The sequence below is a fragment of the Actinokineospora iranica genome (assembly GCF_900101685.1).
In the GTDB taxonomy this organism is placed as follows: domain Bacteria; phylum Actinomycetota; class Actinomycetes; order Mycobacteriales; family Pseudonocardiaceae; genus Actinokineospora; species Actinokineospora iranica.
Genome location: NZ_FMZZ01000003.1, coordinates 50,752 through 67,675 on the forward strand (window position 1 = coordinate 50,752; position 16,924 = coordinate 67,675).

Genomic DNA, 16,924 nt, shown 5'->3' on the forward strand with positions numbered 1-16,924 from the left:
CTTGTGGTGCTGTCGCTCGTCGATGCTGGTCGCGCGCGGGACACGCCGGTTGGTCTGTGTGAAATGCCTGGGGCACACGTTGTTTTCGTGGTTCGTGTGGCCAAAGTGTCCGGTAGCAGGGCAGAATGAGCGCGGGAATACCATGTGTGACCAGACTCCCGTTGATCGCGATGGACGTAGGGGAAGACGATCCTCGTCGAGCAGCGGAGGTCAGCAGTGAGCACCCGTGGAAACACCCAAGGCGTGGTGTACGTCCACTCGTCGCCGTCTGCGGTATGTCCGCACGTCGAGTGGGCGATTTCGGGCACCCTCGGGGTGCGTGCCGAGCTACGCTGGACCGCGCAGCCCGCGGCCCCGGGTCAGTTGCGCGCCGAATGCGCGTGGACTGGCGACGCGGGCACGGGCGGCAAACTCGCGGGCGCGCTCCGAGCGTGGCCGATGATCCGCTTCGAGGTCACCGAGGAACCCAGCCCCGGCGTGGACGGCGAAAGATTCTGCTACGCCCCCACCCTTGGCCTCTGGCACGCGCGCACAAGCGCCAACGGCGACATAGTCGTCGGCGAGGACCAACTACGAGCCGTGGCCACCACAGCCCGCGGCGGCGACTCCTTCGCCTTCAAGATCGACGAACTCCTCGGCGCCTCATGGGATGAAGCCCTGGAGCCCTACCGCCGAGCAGGCGACGGAGCCCCCGTCACCTGGCTACACCGCGTCGGCTGATCTTTCCTCGGACAGCTAGCCGCGCCTGCCTTCCACCAGCCACCCAAACCATGATCGCGAGTTATCCACAGGCGCGGCAGCGTCTCTTCCCATGCGCTGACCTGCGGCGATAGGATGGATCTGGGACGGTCCCCCAGGGAGGGCGGGCTTTGCGGTGGGGGCCGTGGGGCTGCGAACTGGGGCGGGCAGCGAACCTGACCTCCTGCCAGGCCGCACCTACGCTCGCCGAGCTAACCCACGAGACCCAGCCACCGAGCCGACCACCACAGCCACGCCCCAAACCAGCAGCCCTATGGCACCCTGACCTCGTGCGCGAAGGGGCCCGAGGATCAGCACACCGCTGGCTACTCCCAGCCGTCCTGCTGGCTGTGATCGTCACCGCGGCAGCCGGAATGCTCGCCCGCGACCTCTACGCCGCCCCGGACCGGCCCCCGCCCGCTCCGATCCTCCCCAGCGAGAGCGCCCTCCCCGCGAGCGCCCAGCCCGGCCCCCGCGACGTCCGCGCCACCCAGGACGCGACCCAGCATCCGCTCTACGAGACCGTCCGCCAGCTTCTGCAGACCTACTTCGACGCCATCAACGGCAAGAACTACGCGCGCTGGAAGACGACCGTCACCGATGACCGGGTGAAGGACATGCCGGAAGCCACCTGGCGGGCCGCGTACCGCTCGACCCAGGACGGCAGCATTGTCGTCTACCGGATAGAGACCGGTCCGGTAAACAGTGCCCGCGTTCTGCTGCGCTTCGTCAGCAAGCAGGACGTCGCCGATGCCCCGCTTGAACTACCGGTCGACTGCATTCGGTGGAACGTGATCTTCCCGTTGGCCTACACCGGCGGCGAATGGCGCCTCGACGCAGGCCCCACCGCGGCTTCCCCCCAGCACGACCGCTGCTGACTCAGAGCGGGATGTTCCCGTGCGAGCCCCGGCCCGCAGGCGCGGCCGCGAGGGCTTCGGCGAGCTTCTGGCGGGTCTGGCGGGGGTCGATGACCTCGTCCACCACGCCGATGGCCATGGCCCGGTCCACACCGCCCGCGATGCGCTCGTGTTCGGCGGTCAGGCGGGCGTGCAGGGCCTCGCGCTCCTCTTCGGGGGCGGCGGCGAGCTTCTTGCGGTGCAGGATTCCGACCGCCGCTTTGGCGCCCATGACCGCGACCTCGGCTTCCGGCCACGCGAAGACCGCCGTGGCGCCGAGCGAGCGGGAGTTCATGGCGATGTAGGCGCCGCCGTAGGACTTGCGGGTCACCAGGGTCACCCGGGGCACCACGGCCTCGGCGAACGCGTGCAGCAGTTTCGCGCCGCGCCGCACCACGCCTTCCCACTCCTGGCCGACGCCGGGGAGGTAGCCGGGCACGTCCACGACCACCAGCAGCGGCACGCCGAAGCTGTCGCACATCCGGACGAACCTGGCCGCCTTCTCGGCGGACAGCGAGTCGAGGCAGCCGCCCTTGCGCAGCGGGTTGTTCGCGATGACCCCGACCGTCCGGCCGCCGAGTCTGCCCAGGCCCACGACGATGTTCGGGGCCCACTTCGCCTGGAGTTCCTCGAAGTGCGAGACGCCGCTGTCGTCGGTGTCGAGGATCTGGCGCAGCACCGGCTTGACGTCGTAGGCCCGGTTCGGCTGCGCGGGCAGCAGGTCGCGGATCGCCCGCTCCTCGCGCACCGCGTGCAGGTCGAACAGGCCGGGCTTGGCGAACAGGCTGGTGATCCGCCGCGCCCGCACGTACGCGTCGGGCTCGTCGGTGGCGAGCACGTGCACCACACCGGACTTGCGGCCGTGCGCCTCCGCGCCGCCGAGGCCTTCCTGGTCGATCTGCTCGCCGGTCACGCTGCGCACCACGTCCGGCCCGGTCACGAACACCCGGCCGTCCGGGGACATGATCACCACGTCGGTCAGCGCGGGCCCGTAGGCCGCGCCACCGGCCGCAGGGCCGACGACCACGCTGATCTGCGGGACCCGCCCGGAAGCGCGGATCATCGCGGCGAACACGTTGCCGACCGCGTCCAGCGACTCGACGCCCTCGGCCAGCCGCGCGCCGCCGCAGTGCCACACGCCGATCACCGGGCACCGCTCGCGCAGCGCGGTGTCGATGGCCTCGACGATGTGCCTGCACCCCTCGACGCCCATCGCGCCGCCCATCTTCGTGGCGTCGGTGCAGTAGGCGATCACCTTGACCCCGTCGATCCGGCCGCGCACGGCGTACACGCCGCTGGAGTCGGCGGGATGCAGCGGCGCGGCTGAGTTCGCGTCGAGCAACTGGGCTAGCCGGACTTCCGGCTCACGCGGGTCGAGTTCGCGTTTGCCGTCGTTCGGACGGGTGGCCAAGGCGGTCATCGAGTGCTCCTCCGGGTTACGGCACAGCCGACTTGTGGTCAGGCCGAGGTGAAGACCAGGGCGACGTTGTGGCCGCCGAAGCCGAACGAGTCATTGACGGCTGCGGCCAACTCGATCTTGCGGGGCTCACCGGTCACCACGTCGAGACCGACTCGCGGGTCGACGTTCTCCAGGTTTCGGGTGGCCGGAATGACGCCGTAGTAGATCGACAGCAGCGTCACGATGCTCTCGACGGCGCCCGCGCCGCCGACCAGGTGGCCCATCGAGGCCTTCGGCGCGGTCAGCACCACGTGGTCGCCGAGCGCCTTGCGGATCGCCGCCGCCTCACCGATGTCGCCGACGACGGTGGAGGTGGCGTGCGCGTTGACGTGGCCGATGTCGGCCGCGGTCAGGCCAGCGGTGCGCACCGCGTTCTCGATGGCCCGGATCTGGCCGACGCCCTCGGGGTGGTTCCCGGTGATGTGGTGGGCGTCGGAGGTGATGCCGTATCCGGCGAGCCTGCCGTAGATCCGCGCGCCGCGCGCGGCGGCGTGGTCGGCGCGCTCGAGCACGAGGGCGCCCGCGCCCTCGCCGAGGACGAAGCCGTCCCGGTCGGCGTCGAACGGGCGCGACGCGCGCTCCGGCTCGTCGTTGCGGGTGCTCAGGGTCCGCGACTGGCAGAAACCGGCCACGGTGATCGGGTGGATGCACGCCTCGGCGCCACCGGCGACGACGACGTCGGCGCGGCCGTTCTGGATCATCTGCCAGGCGTTGGCCAGGCCTTCCGCGCCGGAAGCGCAGGCCGACGCCGGGGAGTGCACCCCGGCCCGCGCCCGCAGTTCGATGCCGACGTGCGCGGCGGGGCCGTTGGGCATCAGCATCGGCACCGTCAGCGGCGAGACCTTGCGCAACCCCTGCTGCTCCAGGATGTCGTCCTGGTCGAGCAGGGTCACCGGGCCGCCGATTCCGGTGCCGATGCTGACGCCGAGCCGTTCCGGGTCCACCGACTCGTGCTCGTCGGTGGGCAGGTCGAACCCGGCGTCCGCCCAGGCCTCCCGTGCGGCGATCAGCGCGATCTGCTCACACCGGTCGAGCCTGCGGGCCTGCACCCTGGGCAGGACCTCGGTCGGCTCGACGGCCAGCGTCGCGGCCAGGCGCGCGGGCAGGTCGAAGCGCTCGACCCACTCTTTGTCGTTGCGCCGGATGCCGTTCTGACCGGCGAGCAGGGCATCCCAGGTGGACGAGACGTCACCGCCGAGCGGCGTGGTGGCGCCCAGCCCGGTGATGACGACATCGACGTTGCTCATGGGGTTTCCTTCGCGAGCGGGTGAATGGATGGCTGGCCGGGGGAGGGGGTGAACGCGGTGGGTCAGACGTTCTTCGCGATGTAGTTGACGGCGTCGCCGACCGTCTTGAGGTTGGCCAGCTCGTCGTCGGGGATCTTCACGCCGAACTTGTCCTCGGCCTGCACCGCGATCTCGACCATCGACAGGGAGTCGATGTCGAGGTCGTCCACGAAGGACTTCTCGGTCGTCACGTCGTCGGTCGCGACACCGGCGACCTCTTCGACGATATCGGCGAGTCCCTTGAGGATCTCGGCGTCGCTGGGCTTCTCCGACATGCCAGATGTCCTTCCTAGTCCAACCGGCCGGTACCGCACCCGCCGGGTCTTGCTCCCCTGGGGCTAGCTCAGGGGCAGATCACGACCTGTCCCGCGTAGGACAGGCCCGCACCGAACCCCACCAGCACCGCGACGTCGCCGGGCTTGATCCGGCCAGCCGCGCGCATGTGGTCCATCGCCATCGGAATCGAGGCGGACGAGGTGTTGCCGGAGTGCACGATGTCGTCGGCGACCACCATGTCCTCGCGCGCCCCGTTCGCCCGAAGCTTTTTCGCGATCGACTCGACGATACGCAGGTTCGCCTGGTGCGGGATGAGCACGTCCACATCGGACGGGGTGATTCCCGCTGCCTTGAGCGCACGCAGCGCGATCGGCGCGATCTGCGTGGTGGCCCACCGGAACACCGACTGGCCCTCCTGGTAAATCCACTTGTCGTCGCGCATGTAGATCATGTCGACCAGGTCGCCTGCGCTGCCCCAGACCACCGGCCCGATGCCCGGGGTCTCGGCCGGGCCGACCACAGCCGAGCCTGCGCCGTCGGCGAAGATGATCGCGTTGGCCCGGTCGTCCTGGTCGACCCAGTCGGTCAGCTTCTCCGCGCCGATCACCAGCACCCGCCCGGCCGAGCCGGAGCGCACCAGGTCGGACGCGGTGCCCAGGGCGTAGCAGAAGCCCGCGCAGGCGGCGTTGAGGTCGAACGCGCCAGCCGCCTTGACCCCGATGCGGTCGGCGACCTGCGCCGCGCCGTTGGGGATCGGGGTGGGCATGGTGCAGTTCGCCAGGATGACGGTGTCCACATCGGACGGCGACAGGCCCGCGTCGGCCAGCGCCTTGGAGCCCGCGATGACCGCCATGTCGACCAGCCGCTCGTCCTTGGCGGCGTACCGGCGCTCGGCGATGCCGACCCGCTCGCGAATCCACTGGTCGGTGGTGTCGATCCGCTGGGACAGCTCGTCGTTGGTGACGACGCGCTCCGGCTGGAACGAGCCGACCCCGAGGATGCGGCTCGCCTTCGCCCCTTGGGCCAGGTGCAGCGTGGTCATTCGGCGCTCCCGATCAGTGCGATCACCGTGTCCAGGTCCGCGGGGGTCTTCAGGGCCACGGTGGGGGTGCCCTTCAGTTCGCGCTTGGCCAGCCCGACAAGAGCACCCGCCGGGGGGAACTCGACTACCGCCTCGACGCCCCGCTCGGCCATCGTGGCCATGCAGCGGTCCCAGCGCACCGGGCTGGTGACCTGCTCGATGAGCCGGTCGAGCACCTCGGCGCCGGAGCCGACCACCGCGCCGTCGGCGTTGGACAGCAGGGTGCGGGCGGGGTCCGCCGGAGCGGCCAAGGTGGCGGCGTGGGCGCGCAGGGCGTCCTGGGCAGGGGCCATGTAGTGGGTGTGGAACGCGCCCGCGACCTTGAGGGCGATCGCCTTGGCCCCGGCAGGCGGTTCGGCGGCCAGCTTCTCCAACGCCGAACGCGAGCCGGCGGCGACGATCTGCCCCGCGCCGTTGCGGTTCGCCGCGACCAGGCCGAGTTCGTCCAGACGGGCGAGGATGTCCGCTTCCGTGCCGCGGACGATGGCGGCCATGCCGGTGGGCTCAAGCTCGCAGGCGGCGGCCATCTCCCGGCCGCGCACCGCGGCGAGCGCCAGCGCGTCCTCCGCCGTCAGCGCGCCTGCCAGGGCGGCGGCGGCGAACTCACCGATCGAGTGACCCGCGACGACGGCGTCGGCGGGGATCTCGACCCGGCGGGCCAGCTCCTCGAAGGCCAGCAGGGTGGCCGCGACGATCAGCGGCTGGGTGATCGCGGTGTCCTTGATCTCGTCCGCGTCGGCCGTGGTGCCCAGCCGGGCCAGGTCCAGCCCGGCCACCTCGGAGAAGCCCGCCAGGCGCTCGGCCGCGCCGGGGAGTTCCAGCCAGGGCGCGAGCATTCCGGGGGCCTGGGAACCCTGGCCAGGGGCGAGGAGTGCGATCACAGCGTCAACTGAACACGGTTTCGGTCATCGGCGCGCATGTGGCCGCTCACCAAGTAGTAGCCCGTCGTTTGTAGGATACCTACAAAAGTTACCGGGGAATGAACGCTGCGGGCGGCAATTCGTTGTGCGTTGTGGCGCGCGCTACCGACCGGTTGCCTGCGGTTACCAGAGCCCGCGGGACCGGGAGAGCCGCCCGACGGCGAGCGCGATCCGCAGCACCAAGGCGTCGCGGGGGTCGCTCGGGTTCCGCCCGGTCAGCTCGGTGACCTTGCGCAACCGGTACCGCACGGTGTTCGGGTGGACGAAGAGTTGCCGCGCGCAGGTCTCCAAAACCCCACCGGCGCCCAAGTACGCCTCAACGGTTTCCTGCAGCGCCCCGCCCGACTCCTCCAGCGGCCGCGCGACCCGGTCGATGAGCTGCCACTCGGCTTCCGGGTCGCCCGCGAGCGCCCGCTCGGGCAGCAAATCGGATGACCGCACCGGCCGCGGCGCCTCCGGCCAGGCCACGACCGCGCGCAAACCGGAAAGCGCGTCGGCGGAACTGCGGTGCGCCTCGGCGATACTCGGCATCGTCGGCCCGGCCACCACGGCCCCCGCGCCGAACGCCTCGGCCATCTTCGCCATCGCCTCGTGTTCCACGGCGTCCTCGGTCGGCCCGGCGAGCACCACCACCAGCCGCGACCCCTGCACGCCCAGCAGCACCGGCCGCCCCAGCCGCGCGGCCCGGCTCCGCACCTCGTACAGCACGGTCGGCGGGTCGTCCGACGGCGGATTCCCCACCAGCACGGTCGCCTGCGCCGCCGGGTCCCACCCGAGCGCCGCCGCCCGCGACAGCAGCGACTCCTCAGCGTCCCCACGCACGATCCCGTCGACGACCAGCGCCTCCAGCCGCGCGTCCCACGCCCCCCGCGCCTCAGCGGCCGACGCGTACGACATAGCCGACGCGAACGCCACTTCCCGCCCGTACCGCAACACGGCCTCGGACAACACCGCCCGCTCAGCCTCGTCGGCGGCCAAATCGGGCACCATCCGCTCGAACACCTGCAACGACACCCGAACCATCTCCACGGTCTGCCGCAGACTGATCCACCGCGACAGATCCCGCGGCGCCCCCCGAAACGTGTCGGTCGTCATCCGCAACGCCTCCCGGGGGTCCCGCAACCAGGCCGTGAACCCGGCAACCCCGTTCTGCGCCACCAGCAAAACGGACGCCCGCTGATCCGCGGGCATCCGCCCAAACCACGCGAACTGCTCGTCCATAGCCGCCACCGCCGCCGCGGCCAACTTCCCCGACGCCCGCCCCACAGCATCCAACGTCCCCAAGGACAACCCACCCGACCCCGACGACGACCCACTCATCCCCCCACAATCCCACGCCACCCCAGGAGGCAAACAGGTGAGTTGGGGCCGGTAACTCAGCCTCGGGCTGGGCCTTCCCCACATGCCCTTGACCGGTTTTCGTGGGGCGGGGCTTCCCGCATGTCCCTGACCAGCTTTGCTGGGCGGGACTTCCCCACATGCCCTTGACCGGCTTTCGCGGGGCGGGGCTTGATCGGGTGGACTGGCTTGATGTGGGTCCCCCCGGGCGACCGTCGTGGGAAAAGCTGGGTGGGGAGGCTTCGCCCCCACGACCACGGCAAGTTTACGGTCGCCCTTCCCCACATCAAGCCAGTCCACCCGATCAAGCACGCAGGTGGGCGGCCGGTTTCAAGAAAACCCCCACCGCAGCCACCCCACCAATGCGGACAGGGCACGGCTGGTCAGGGCACAGCTGGTTCGGAAGAAAAAACCCCGCAGCCACCCCACCGCTACGGACAGGGCACGGTTGCTTCGGAAGAGAACCCCGCAGGCCCCCACCGCTACGGACCGGGGGCACAGCTGGTTCGAGAGAGAACGCACCGTGGGGGTCTGGGGGGTCGCCCCCCAGAGGCTAAGCCGCCCGATCCCCCCGGCGAGCGATTTCCGCGAGCAGGTAAGGGCGAATCGGGCGGGCCGCCCGGCATGTTCGGTGCGCTCGATGCCGGGCGGCCCATCTCCCCGGTCCCCACCGGTGATTCCACTATGGATCGTGGGGGGCTGGGATGCCAGGCGAGATGGGGTTGTTCCCCCTTTCGTGGCATGGCTGGGGAATGGGGGTGGAACAAAGGGGTGGGGTGGTGGGTTGGGGGACGAGTGGGAACGTGCGGCGGGGCGCGGGTTTCGTCGTTGTTCGGGTGTTCTGCGGTGCCTGGGGTGGAGGAGGACGCGGGTGCGGGTGTTGCTGGAGAACTCGGTCATGTTGTTCGGGCAGCGGATCGCCTATGCGGAGTTGTTCGGGCAGGTTTTGGCGTTGGCTGTGGTGTTTTTGGCGCAGCGGCGGACGTTGTGGACGTGGCCGGTTCAGTTGGTGTCCGTTGTGTTGCTGTTTGTCGTTTATCTCTCCGCGCATCTTGGGGGGCTGGCGGTTCGGCAGTTGGTGGTGGGGGTGATCGCGGTGTACGGGTGGTGGGCTTGGGCTCGGCGGCGCGATCCGGTGTTCGGGGTGGCGGTGCGGCGGGGGACGCCGGGTGAGCTTGTCGCCGTGGCGGTGGCGTTCGTGGTGGGGACGGTGGGGTTCGCGTTGGCGTTGGACGCGCTGGACGCGTCGTGGGCGCCGTGGCCGGACGCGGCGATCTTCGTGGGCACGGTGCTGGCGTTCGGGTTGCAGGCGTGGGGGTTGGTCGAGTTCTGGCTGGTGTGGTTGGTGGTCGACGCGATCGGGGTGCCGTTGCAGCTTCGGTCGGGGCTGTGGTTCAGCGCGATCGTCTACACCGTGTTCGCCGGGTTGGTGGTCTACGGCTGGGTGAGCTGGTTCCGCTCTGCGCGGCGGCAGCGCGCGGCGGTTTCCTCGGCCGGATAGCGCGACGGCGTGGTCGGGAGCGCACTTCGCTCCCGGCCACGCCGTTCTGGACGCTCAGTGAGGGATCAGGCCGAGCCGGGGTCGGAGGTCTGCGGGCCTGCCGCCGTCACGTCGTCGATGCGGTACTTGCGGGCCGCTTCGACCACCTTGTCCTGGGAGACCTCGCCGCGCTTGGCCAGCGCGGCCAGCACGCCGACCGTGATCGACTCGGCGTCGACCAGGAAGTGCCTGCGGGCGGCCGGGCGGGTGTCGGAGAAGCCGAAGCCGTCGGTGCCCAGGGTCAGCATGTCGGTCGGCACCCACGGGCGGATGAGGTCGGGCACGGCGCGCATCCAGTCCGACACCGCCACCACCGGGCCGGGCGCGTCGGCCAGGACCGAGGTCACGTACGGGACCCTCGGCTCGGCTTCCGGGTGCAGCAGGTTGTGCCGCTCGATGTCCACGGCCTCGCGGCGCAGCTCAGCCCAGGACGTCGCCGACCACACGTCGGCCCCGACGCCCCATTCCTCCGCGAGCAGCCGCTGCGCCTTGAGCGCCCACGGCATCGCCACGCCCGAGACCAGCACCTGAGCGCGCGGGCCGTCGGTCCCCGGGCCCTCCTGGTACCGGTAGAGGCCGCGCAGCAGGCCCTCGACGTCGAGGTTGTCGGGCTCGGCTGGCTGCTGGTACGGGTCGTTGTAGACCGTCAGGTAGTAGAAGACGTCCTCGGACTGCTCGCCGTACATGCGGCGCAGGCCGTCCTTGACGATGTGCGCGATCTCGAACGACCACGCCGCGTCGTAGGCCACCACGGCCGGGTTCGTCGCGGCCAGCAGCAGCGAGTGCCCGTCGTTGTGTTGCAGGCCCTCGCCGGTCAGCGTCGTGCGGCCAGCGGTGGCGCCGAGGATGAAGCCGCGGGCCATCTGGTCGGCGGCGGCCCACAGGCCGTCGCCGGTGCGCTGGAAGCCGAACATCGAGTAGAAGATGTAGATCGGGATCATCGGCTCGCCGTGCGTGGCGTACGAGGTGCCCGCCGCGGTGAACGACGCGGTCGACCCGGCCTCGTTGATGCCCTCGTGCAGGATCTGGCCCTGCTCGCTCTCCTTGTACGAGAGCATCAGCGAGGCGTCCACGGACGTGTAGAGCTGCCCCTGCGGGTTGTAGATCTTCTGCGTCGGGAACATCGAGTCCATGCCGAACGTGCGCGCCTCGTCCGGGATGATCGGCACCAGCCTCGGCCCGATCTCGGAGTCCTTGGCCAGGTCGCGCACCAGCCGGACGAACGCCATGGTGGTGGCGACCTCCTGCTTGCCGGAGCCGCGCTTGAGAACGTCGTAGACCTTGTCGCCAGGCAGCACCAGCGCCTTGGCCTTCGTCCGCCGCTCCGGCAGGTAGCCGCCGAGCTGGCGGCGCCGCTCCTGCAGGTACTGGATCTCCGGGGCGTCCTGGCCGGGGTGGTAGTACGGCGGCAGGTACGGGTCCTTCTCCAGGTCGGCGTCGCTGATCGGCACGCGCAGGGTGTCCCGGAACAGCTTGAGGTCGTCCAGGGTCATCTTCTTCATCTGGTGCGTGGCGTTGCGCGCCTCGAAGTGCGGGCCGAGGTTGTAGCCCTTGATCGTCTTCGCCAGGATCACCGTCGGCTGGCCGTGGTGCTCGGTGGCCGCCTGGTAGGCCGCGTAGACCTTGCGGTAGTCGTGGCCGCCGCGCTTGAGGTTCCAGATCTCCTGGTCGCTCATCGGGGCGACGAGCTCCTTGGTCCTCGGGTCCCGGCCGAAGAAGTGCTCGCGGACGAACGCGCCGTCGTTGGCCTTGTAGGTCTGGTAGTCGCCGTCGGGGGTGGTGTTCATCAGGTTGACCAGGGCGCCGTCGCGGTCGGCGTGCAGCAGCCCGTCCCACTCGCGGCCCCAGATGACCTTGATGACGTTCCAGCCCGCGCCGCGGAAGAACGCCTCCAGCTCCTGGATGATCTTGCCGTTGCCCCGGACCGGGCCGTCGAGCCGCTGCAGGTTGCAGTTGATGACGAAGGTCAGGTTGTCGAGCTGCTCGTTGGCCGCGACGTGGATGAGGCCGCGCGACTCCGGCTCGTCCATCTCGCCGTCGCCGAGGAACGCCCACACGCGCTTGTCCGCGGTGTCGGCGATGCCCCGGTCGTGCAGGTAGCGGTTGAACCGGGCCTGGTAGATGGCGTTCATCGGCCCCAGGCCCATGGAGACCGTGGGGAACTCCCAGAAGTCGGGCATCAGGCGCGGGTGCGGGTAGGACGGCAGGCCGCCGCCGGGGCCAGCGTGCGAGAACTCCTGGCGGAAGCCGTCGAGCTGCGCCGTGGAGAGCCTGCCCTCCAGGAACGCGCGCGCGTAGATGCCGGGGGACGCGTGCCCCTGCACGTAAATCTGGTCCCCCCCGCCCGGGTGGTTCTTACCGCGGAAGAACCAGTTGAACCCGACCTCGTAGAGCGCGGCCGACGACGCGTACGTCGAGATGTGGCCGCCGACACCGACGCCGGGGCGCTGCGCCCGGTGCACCGTCATCGCCGCGTTCCACCTGATCCAGGCCCGGTAGCGGCGCTCCACCTCCTCGTCGCCCGGGAACCAGGGCTCTCGCTCGGTGGGGATGGTGTTGACGTAGTCCGTGCTGGTCAGGGCGGGCACGCCGACGTGCCGTTCCCTGGCGCGCTCTAGCAAGCGCAGCATCAGGTAGCGCGCACGCTGCTGACCGCCGCCCGAAAGCGCGGCGTCGAAGGACTCCAGCCATTCGGCTGTCTCCTCCGGGTCGATGTCCGGCAGGTGCGCGGCGAGGCCGTCGCGGATGACGCGAACGCGCTCGGGTGCGGGCCTGCTGTTCTGGGTGGCCAACTGGAGCTCCAGCCTGGGTCGAGGTCGGATTTCGCGCGCGTGGGTAACACGCGGGCGGGTGACACTCTGCCATGTTCGTCTGAATCGACGCTGACGTCATCGTTACTGGTCAGTACGGGTATGTTGGGACCCTCGGACGGTCCGCACCGGACCGGGACACGGCGTGTCGGACAGCAGACGGTTGCGCAGGTGGCCACTGTCAGTGTTCGCTATCGCCTAACCGAACAGGGAAGACGCGGCCGAAGGACCTGAGGAAGGGCCCGGACCACCGCGACGAAGCACAACTGGAGGAGTGACACCGTGGTGGCCGCGGGAGACGCCGGGAACGCCGGCGTCGCCGACATGCTGGGGATTGACGAGGGCACCATTGTCCAGGAGATCGGCTGGGACGAGGACGTCGACGACGACCTCCGCGCCGCCATCGAGGAGCGCATCGGCTCCGATCTCCTCGATGAGGACGCCGACGAGGTCGTCGACGTCGTGCTGCTGTGGTGGCGCGAGGGCGACGGGGACCTGGTCGACGCGCTGATGGACGCGATCGGCCCACTCGCCGACAACGGCGTGATCTGGGTCCTGACCCCGAAGACGGGCCGCCCCGGCTACGTCGAACCCAGCGAAATCGCCGAGGCGGGGCCCACAGCGGGGCTCGCCCAGACCTCCAGCGTCAGCGTCGGAGACGACTGGTCCGGCACTCGGCTGGTTTCACCGAAGTCGGTGAAGACCAAGCGTTAGCCCACAGGCCGAACACCCGGGCGAGGACCCGTCCGGGTGGCTTAGGCTGTGCACAGGCAGGGCTCCGATAGCCCACAGGCAGGGCTCCGATAGCCCACAGGCAGGGCTCCACAGTCAGTCTCGGCGCGGTTGCGCGCCCGCATCCAGGAGGAAACCGGGTATGGCGGTCGAGGTCGGTTCGAAGGCTCCGGACTTCACGCTCAACGACTACAACAAGCAGCCGGTCACGCTCTCCCAGTTCCAGGGCGAGAAGAACGTGCTGCTGGTGTTCTACCCGTTCGCGTTCAGCGGCATCTGCCAGGGCGAGCTGTGCCAGGTCCGCGACGAGATCGCCGAGTACACCGACCACAACGTCCAGGTCATCGGCGTCTCGGTGGACACCCCGTTCAGCCTCAAGGCGTGGGCGGAGCAGCAGGGCTACACGTTCCCCCTGCTGTCGGACTTCTGGCCGCACGGCGCCGTCGCCACCACCTACGGCGTCTTCAACGAGGCGGCGGGCCTGGCCAACCGCGGCACCTTCCTGATCGACACCACCGGCACCGTCCGCTTCGCCGAGATCAACGCCCCCGGCGAAGCCCGCGACCAGGACGCGTGGAAGAAGGCGGTCACCACGCTCTGACCCCCCACGACCGGCGCCGGAACGACCCGACGCCGGTCGGCGGGCGCATAGCTCAGCGGGAGAGCACTCGGCTTACACCCGAGCGGTCGCAGGTTCGAATCCTGCTGCGCCCACGGGCTCGGGCGACGTGTGTCCGCGGAAAGCGCGGACCGCGTCGCCCGTCGTCGTATCTGGGGGCCGAGTATCTGGGGGCCGAGCCCCCAGACCCCCACGGTGCGTGATCTCCCGACCCAGCGTGGTTGCGGCCCCCGTCATCGGTCTACGGCTACGTCTGGTCCGCCCACGACCGCCGGGGATATTCGGAAAACGGCTCGCTGAACTCGGCGGGCGAATACAAGCGCGGGCGCAGCGGCGGTTGGCCGACAGCGGCCGTCCCGTCATCGATGGTGAGCTTTAGCGGCCTCGGGGCGGGTGCGACCACGGGACGACACGACCGACCCGCCCACGCCGCCGAGTCGGGCGGCAGCGTGACGGTGGCCGAACTCGTGGCACAAGCCCTGCGGGACGGCAGGCCGATCCGACTGGCCCGGCCCGCTGGGGACCAGGAAGCCCGGCACGACGAGGAATGGCCGACGGACGTCCTACCGCGTGTCGACGCGACTTAGCGCCCTTTCGGGACGCGGCGCGGCCTGCCGCGATGTGTGCGTCACGGGCCGAGTTGCCTTGCCGGGCGGTTTCGTCCTCGTGCCGGGCGTGACCGTCGGCGCGGCACGAGGACGGTCCGGCGCTGTGTGTTTCAGGCCGCCGCCACCGAGTCCAGGCGGAGCAGGTGGAATTCGTCGCCCGCGGTCAGGACGACCATGAACGCGTCGTCCTGGTGGGTCGGGTCCAGGGCGAGGTCGAACGGGCCGGGCTTGACCGGGCCGTCGGCGACCACGTCGGTGTTCCAGCCCGCGTCGGTCAGCGTGCGGTACACCTCTATCCGCAGCGGGCCCCCGGCGCGGATCGTCGCGGTGAGGCGCAGGCCGTCGGCATCCGGGACGAGCCGGGGGTCGGTGATCCGGGGTTCCGCCGGGTCGAGCGCGGACAGGATCTGGCGGACCGCGACCGGCGCGAACGCGTCGAGGAACCGCAGGTTTGGGTTCGCGCGGCCGAACTCCCGCCGCAGGTGCTCGGTGACCGGGCCGACGGCGCCCGAGCCGAACACGACCAGTCGGTAGTCGTGCGGGTCGAACAGGGTGTCGGCGTGTTCCGGGTCGGTCGAGGTGACCGCGTGGATGCCGTGGCTTTCCAGTTCCTTGGCAATGCCCTCGGCGACGGCCGCGACCCGGCCCAGGATGAGGATTGGCTTCTCAGTCATGCCCCCATCGTGCGCCCTCCACTTAACTGGAGGTCAAGGGTCACCAGGTGAGCAGAGCCGAGCGCACCTGTTCCCGGAACAGCTCTCCGCGCATGTGGGCCACGGTCTGGTCGAAGGCCGTCGTCGCGCACCCGGAGCAGTAGTGCAGGTTGTTCACGAACCAGCCGTAGACGAACGGGCGCTCGCCGTAGGTGCTCGCGCCGGTCTTGACCGGCAGCGCCAACCGGCCCGCGATGGTGCGCACGTAGAGATGTCCGCTGGTGCACGTGGTTCCCTGCTCCGTGGTGCAGGGAATGTTGTAGCCGCCCGCCTTGTGGTGGTTGCGCATCCGGCTGAGGAAGTCCGCGACGACCGCGCCCTTGCCCAGCGCGTCGGCCTCCTGCTGGACGACGGCCCGCAGTTCGGCGTTGGCGGTGTTCATCGGCCCGAAGAAGGCGTCGCGGTGCTGAGGGGACAGCAGCAGGCCCCGCTCGATGGACTCGTAGAAGACACCCATGTCGACCAAGGTGGTGCTGTTGCGCTTGCCGTTGAGCCAGGCGCAGCCGATGTTCTCCTGGTGGATGGTGGTGTTCTTCATCCCGGCGAGAGCGGCGGCGTTCTGGATCGCGGACACGTCCTGGTAGCGCAGCACGATTCCCCGGGTGGTCCGGTTGTCCGAGATCCGCATCATCTCGGTCCGGCCCCAGTCGAGCGTCCGAGTCACCTGGTTGGCCTGTGTCTCGTCCTCGGGGATGGGACATGCCGACGACGTGCCCTTGTTGTACGGGCTGTTCGGGTAGTTGTAGAAGACGAAATCGGAGTCGAGGGAGTCCGTGCCGCCCGCCACTCGCCGGATGACCTCGAAGTTGTGCACGGCCTTGATCGCGCTGGCAGGCTCCCATTTCTTGTTCCGGTGCAGGAAGACCTGCTCGTTCGCGCCGACCCGCTTCAGATAGAACCCGTACTCGGCGTCCGGCAGCGCGGTCGCGGGATTGTCGAAGCCCGTCTCGAAGATCCCCGTCAGCCTGCGGGACTCCGCGGCCACGTTGTCGATCAGGACGACGGAGTAGACCGGTTGACCGCCGCTGTGGTGCTCCTCGATGTCCACGATCCGGGCGTTGTGCTGGAGTGCCAGGTCCAGTGCCTGGGTCGAGGAAGACAGCCCGAGATAGTGGCGCCAGTACTTCTCGTCGGCGCCCGCGTTCCGCACCAGGACGACGTTGTAGTTGCCGTTGTCCGCGCGGTCCAGGGTGGTGATCCGGCCGCCGAACGCGCTGATCTTCTCCGCGAGCGCGGTCGGCGACTGGTTGAACCAGTACTGCCACGGCTTGGCGTCCGCGCCGGTGTTGGCGACCATGACGACCGCGTACGACGTGCCGCCGTCCACGGCGTACCCGTCCAGGGCGACCAGCCGCTTCGGCGTTCCCGTCTCGGCGAGCCGTTCGGCGATGAACGCGGGCGTCGCCCGTGGCCACCACCACCAGGTCCGGGCCGCGCTCCCGGTGTTGGACACCAGGACGACGGCGAAGCGCACCGCGCCGTCCACCAGGTGCGGCTCGATGTCGATGAGCCTGCCCTGGTGCTCGGTGATCTTGGCGGTGACCTCGGCCTCGGTGAGCGCCGGGTACCACCACCAGTCGGGGACCGCGTACGCCCCGGTGTCGCGCACCATCGTCGCGGTGAACAGCCCGGTGCCGGACACCTCGACATCGGTGATCCGCGCGCCGTTTTCGGCGGCCTTGGCGGTCAGGAAGGCCGCGTTCGCGTCCGGGTAGAGCCACCACCCGGTTGGCGTCGAGACTGACCGGTCATCGGTCAGCGCGGTGGTGTCCGCGGCAGCCGAGGGCGGCAACGCCATTATCAGCGCGAGCACCGACAAGAGCACCGCGACTACCGCTGTTTCCCGCTGAACCGGAAAATCCCCCCGAATCCTCATGATCACCAACCTACCCGCGATTCGCCTCGCGG

At 69.9% G+C, this 16,924-nt stretch carries 15 protein-coding genes and 1 tRNA gene; 7 read left to right on the forward strand and 9 right to left on the reverse strand.

Features of this window, described 5'->3' with window-relative positions:
• Positions 1-216: 216 nt before the first annotated feature.
• Entirely contained in the window at positions 217-720 is a 504-nt protein-coding gene (locus tag BLS56_RS08120; RefSeq protein WP_091449356.1) for a DUF3145 domain-containing protein, read from the forward strand.
• A gap of 308 nt (positions 721-1,028) precedes the next feature.
• Positions 1,029-1,616, forward strand: coding sequence for a hypothetical protein (locus BLS56_RS08125; RefSeq protein WP_091449357.1), 588 nt, complete (start codon positions 1,029-1,031; stop codon positions 1,614-1,616).
• A 1-nt stretch (position 1,617) separates the two neighbouring features.
• On the opposite strand, the gene BLS56_RS08130 is transcribed toward BLS56_RS08125, so the two are convergent.
• The 6 genes from BLS56_RS08130 to BLS56_RS08155 form a co-directional block, all read right to left on the reverse strand.
• Positions 1,618-3,054 (reverse strand): acyl-CoA carboxylase subunit beta, encoded by a 1,437-nt coding sequence (locus tag BLS56_RS08130; RefSeq protein WP_091449358.1) that lies wholly within the window; start codon positions 3,052-3,054, stop codon positions 1,618-1,620.
• A gap of 38 nt (positions 3,055-3,092) precedes the next feature.
• Positions 3,093-4,340, reverse strand: a complete 1,248-nt coding sequence (locus BLS56_RS08135) for a beta-ketoacyl-[acyl-carrier-protein] synthase family protein (RefSeq protein ID WP_091449359.1) — start codon at positions 4,338-4,340, stop codon at positions 3,093-3,095.
• A 62-nt stretch (positions 4,341-4,402) separates the two neighbouring features.
• The gene (locus BLS56_RS08140) at positions 4,403-4,654 is read right to left on the reverse strand and encodes an acyl carrier protein (protein ID WP_091449360.1); all 252 of its coding nucleotides are present in this window, start codon (positions 4,652-4,654) and stop codon (positions 4,403-4,405) included.
• Positions 4,655-4,722: 68 nt separating this feature from the next.
• A complete protein-coding gene (locus BLS56_RS08145) occupies positions 4,723-5,697 on the reverse strand; it encodes a beta-ketoacyl-ACP synthase III (RefSeq protein WP_091449361.1) in 975 nt (324 codons plus the stop codon).
• A complete protein-coding gene (locus BLS56_RS08150; RefSeq protein ID WP_091449362.1) occupies positions 5,694-6,617 on the reverse strand; it encodes an ACP S-malonyltransferase in 924 nt (307 codons plus the stop codon). Before BLS56_RS08150 ends, BLS56_RS08145 begins: the two co-directional genes overlap by 4 nt.
• A 162-nt stretch (positions 6,618-6,779) precedes the next feature.
• Positions 6,780-7,976 carry a PucR family transcriptional regulator gene (locus BLS56_RS08155; protein ID WP_091449363.1) on the reverse strand — a complete coding sequence of 399 codons (1,197 nt, stop codon included), beginning with the start codon at positions 7,974-7,976 and terminating at the stop codon, positions 6,780-6,782.
• Between the two features lie 889 nt (positions 7,977-8,865).
• Here BLS56_RS08155 and BLS56_RS08160 point away from each other — a divergent pair.
• On the forward strand, positions 8,866-9,495 hold the full coding sequence (locus tag BLS56_RS08160; protein ID WP_091449364.1) for a nicotinamide mononucleotide transporter family protein: 630 nt from the start codon (positions 8,866-8,868) through the stop codon (positions 9,493-9,495).
• A gap of 65 nt (positions 9,496-9,560) precedes the next feature.
• On the opposite strand, the gene aceE is transcribed toward BLS56_RS08160, so the two are convergent.
• On the reverse strand, positions 9,561-12,326 hold the full coding sequence (gene aceE / locus BLS56_RS08165) for a pyruvate dehydrogenase (acetyl-transferring), homodimeric type (protein ID WP_175482735.1): 2,766 nt from the start codon (positions 12,324-12,326) through the stop codon (positions 9,561-9,563).
• Between the two features lie 300 nt (positions 12,327-12,626).
• Between aceE and BLS56_RS08170 the strand changes: the two genes are divergently transcribed.
• From BLS56_RS08170 to BLS56_RS30495, 4 genes are all read left to right on the forward strand, one after another.
• Complete coding sequence (locus tag BLS56_RS08170; RefSeq protein WP_091449366.1) at positions 12,627-13,058, forward strand: DUF3052 domain-containing protein; 432 nt, start codon at positions 12,627-12,629, stop codon at positions 13,056-13,058.
• A gap of 160 nt (positions 13,059-13,218) precedes the next feature.
• Positions 13,219-13,677, forward strand: coding sequence for a peroxiredoxin (locus BLS56_RS08175; RefSeq protein ID WP_091449367.1), 459 nt, complete (start codon positions 13,219-13,221; stop codon positions 13,675-13,677).
• Between the two features lie 41 nt (positions 13,678-13,718).
• A tRNA-Val gene (locus BLS56_RS08180) sits at positions 13,719-13,790 on the forward strand.
• 126 nt (positions 13,791-13,916) lie between these two features.
• Positions 13,917-14,282, forward strand: coding sequence for a hypothetical protein (locus tag BLS56_RS30495; protein ID WP_139190563.1), 366 nt, complete (start codon positions 13,917-13,919; stop codon positions 14,280-14,282).
• 131 nt (positions 14,283-14,413) lie between these two features.
• Here the strand turns inward: BLS56_RS30495 and BLS56_RS08185 are convergent, their stop codons facing one another.
• On the reverse strand, positions 14,414-14,977 hold the full coding sequence (locus BLS56_RS08185; protein ID WP_091449368.1) for a hypothetical protein: 564 nt from the start codon (positions 14,975-14,977) through the stop codon (positions 14,414-14,416).
• Positions 14,978-15,017: 40 nt separating this feature from the next.
• On the reverse strand, positions 15,018-16,892 hold the full coding sequence (locus tag BLS56_RS08190) for a serine hydrolase (RefSeq protein ID WP_139190564.1): 1,875 nt from the start codon (positions 16,890-16,892) through the stop codon (positions 15,018-15,020).
• Between the last annotated feature and the right edge of the window lie 32 nt (positions 16,893-16,924).

Excerpts from the sequence above, each read along its gene's own strand:
- BLS56_RS08130 (WP_091449358.1), bottom strand. The coding sequence starts at position 3,054 with ATGACCGCCTTGGCCACCCGTCCGAACGACGGCAAACGCGAACTCGAC.
- BLS56_RS08135 (WP_091449359.1), bottom strand. The coding sequence starts at position 4,340 with ATGAGCAACGTCGATGTCGTCATCACCGGGCTGGGCGCCACCACGCCG.
- BLS56_RS08140 (WP_091449360.1), bottom strand. The coding sequence starts at position 4,654 with ATGTCGGAGAAGCCCAGCGACGCCGAGATCCTCAAGGGACTCGCCGAT.
- BLS56_RS08145 (WP_091449361.1), bottom strand. The coding sequence starts at position 5,697 with ATGACCACGCTGCACCTGGCCCAAGGGGCGAAGGCGAGCCGCATCCTC.
- BLS56_RS08155 (WP_091449363.1), bottom strand. The coding sequence starts at position 7,976 with ATGAGTGGGTCGTCGTCGGGGTCGGGTGGGTTGTCCTTGGGGACGTTG.
- BLS56_RS08175 (WP_091449367.1), top strand. The coding sequence starts at position 13,219 with ATGGCGGTCGAGGTCGGTTCGAAGGCTCCGGACTTCACGCTCAACGAC.
- BLS56_RS08185 (WP_091449368.1), bottom strand. The coding sequence starts at position 14,977 with ATGACTGAGAAGCCAATCCTCATCCTGGGCCGGGTCGCGGCCGTCGCC.
- BLS56_RS08190 (WP_139190564.1), bottom strand. The coding sequence starts at position 16,892 with ATGAGGATTCGGGGGGATTTTCCGGTTCAGCGGGAAACAGCGGTAGTC.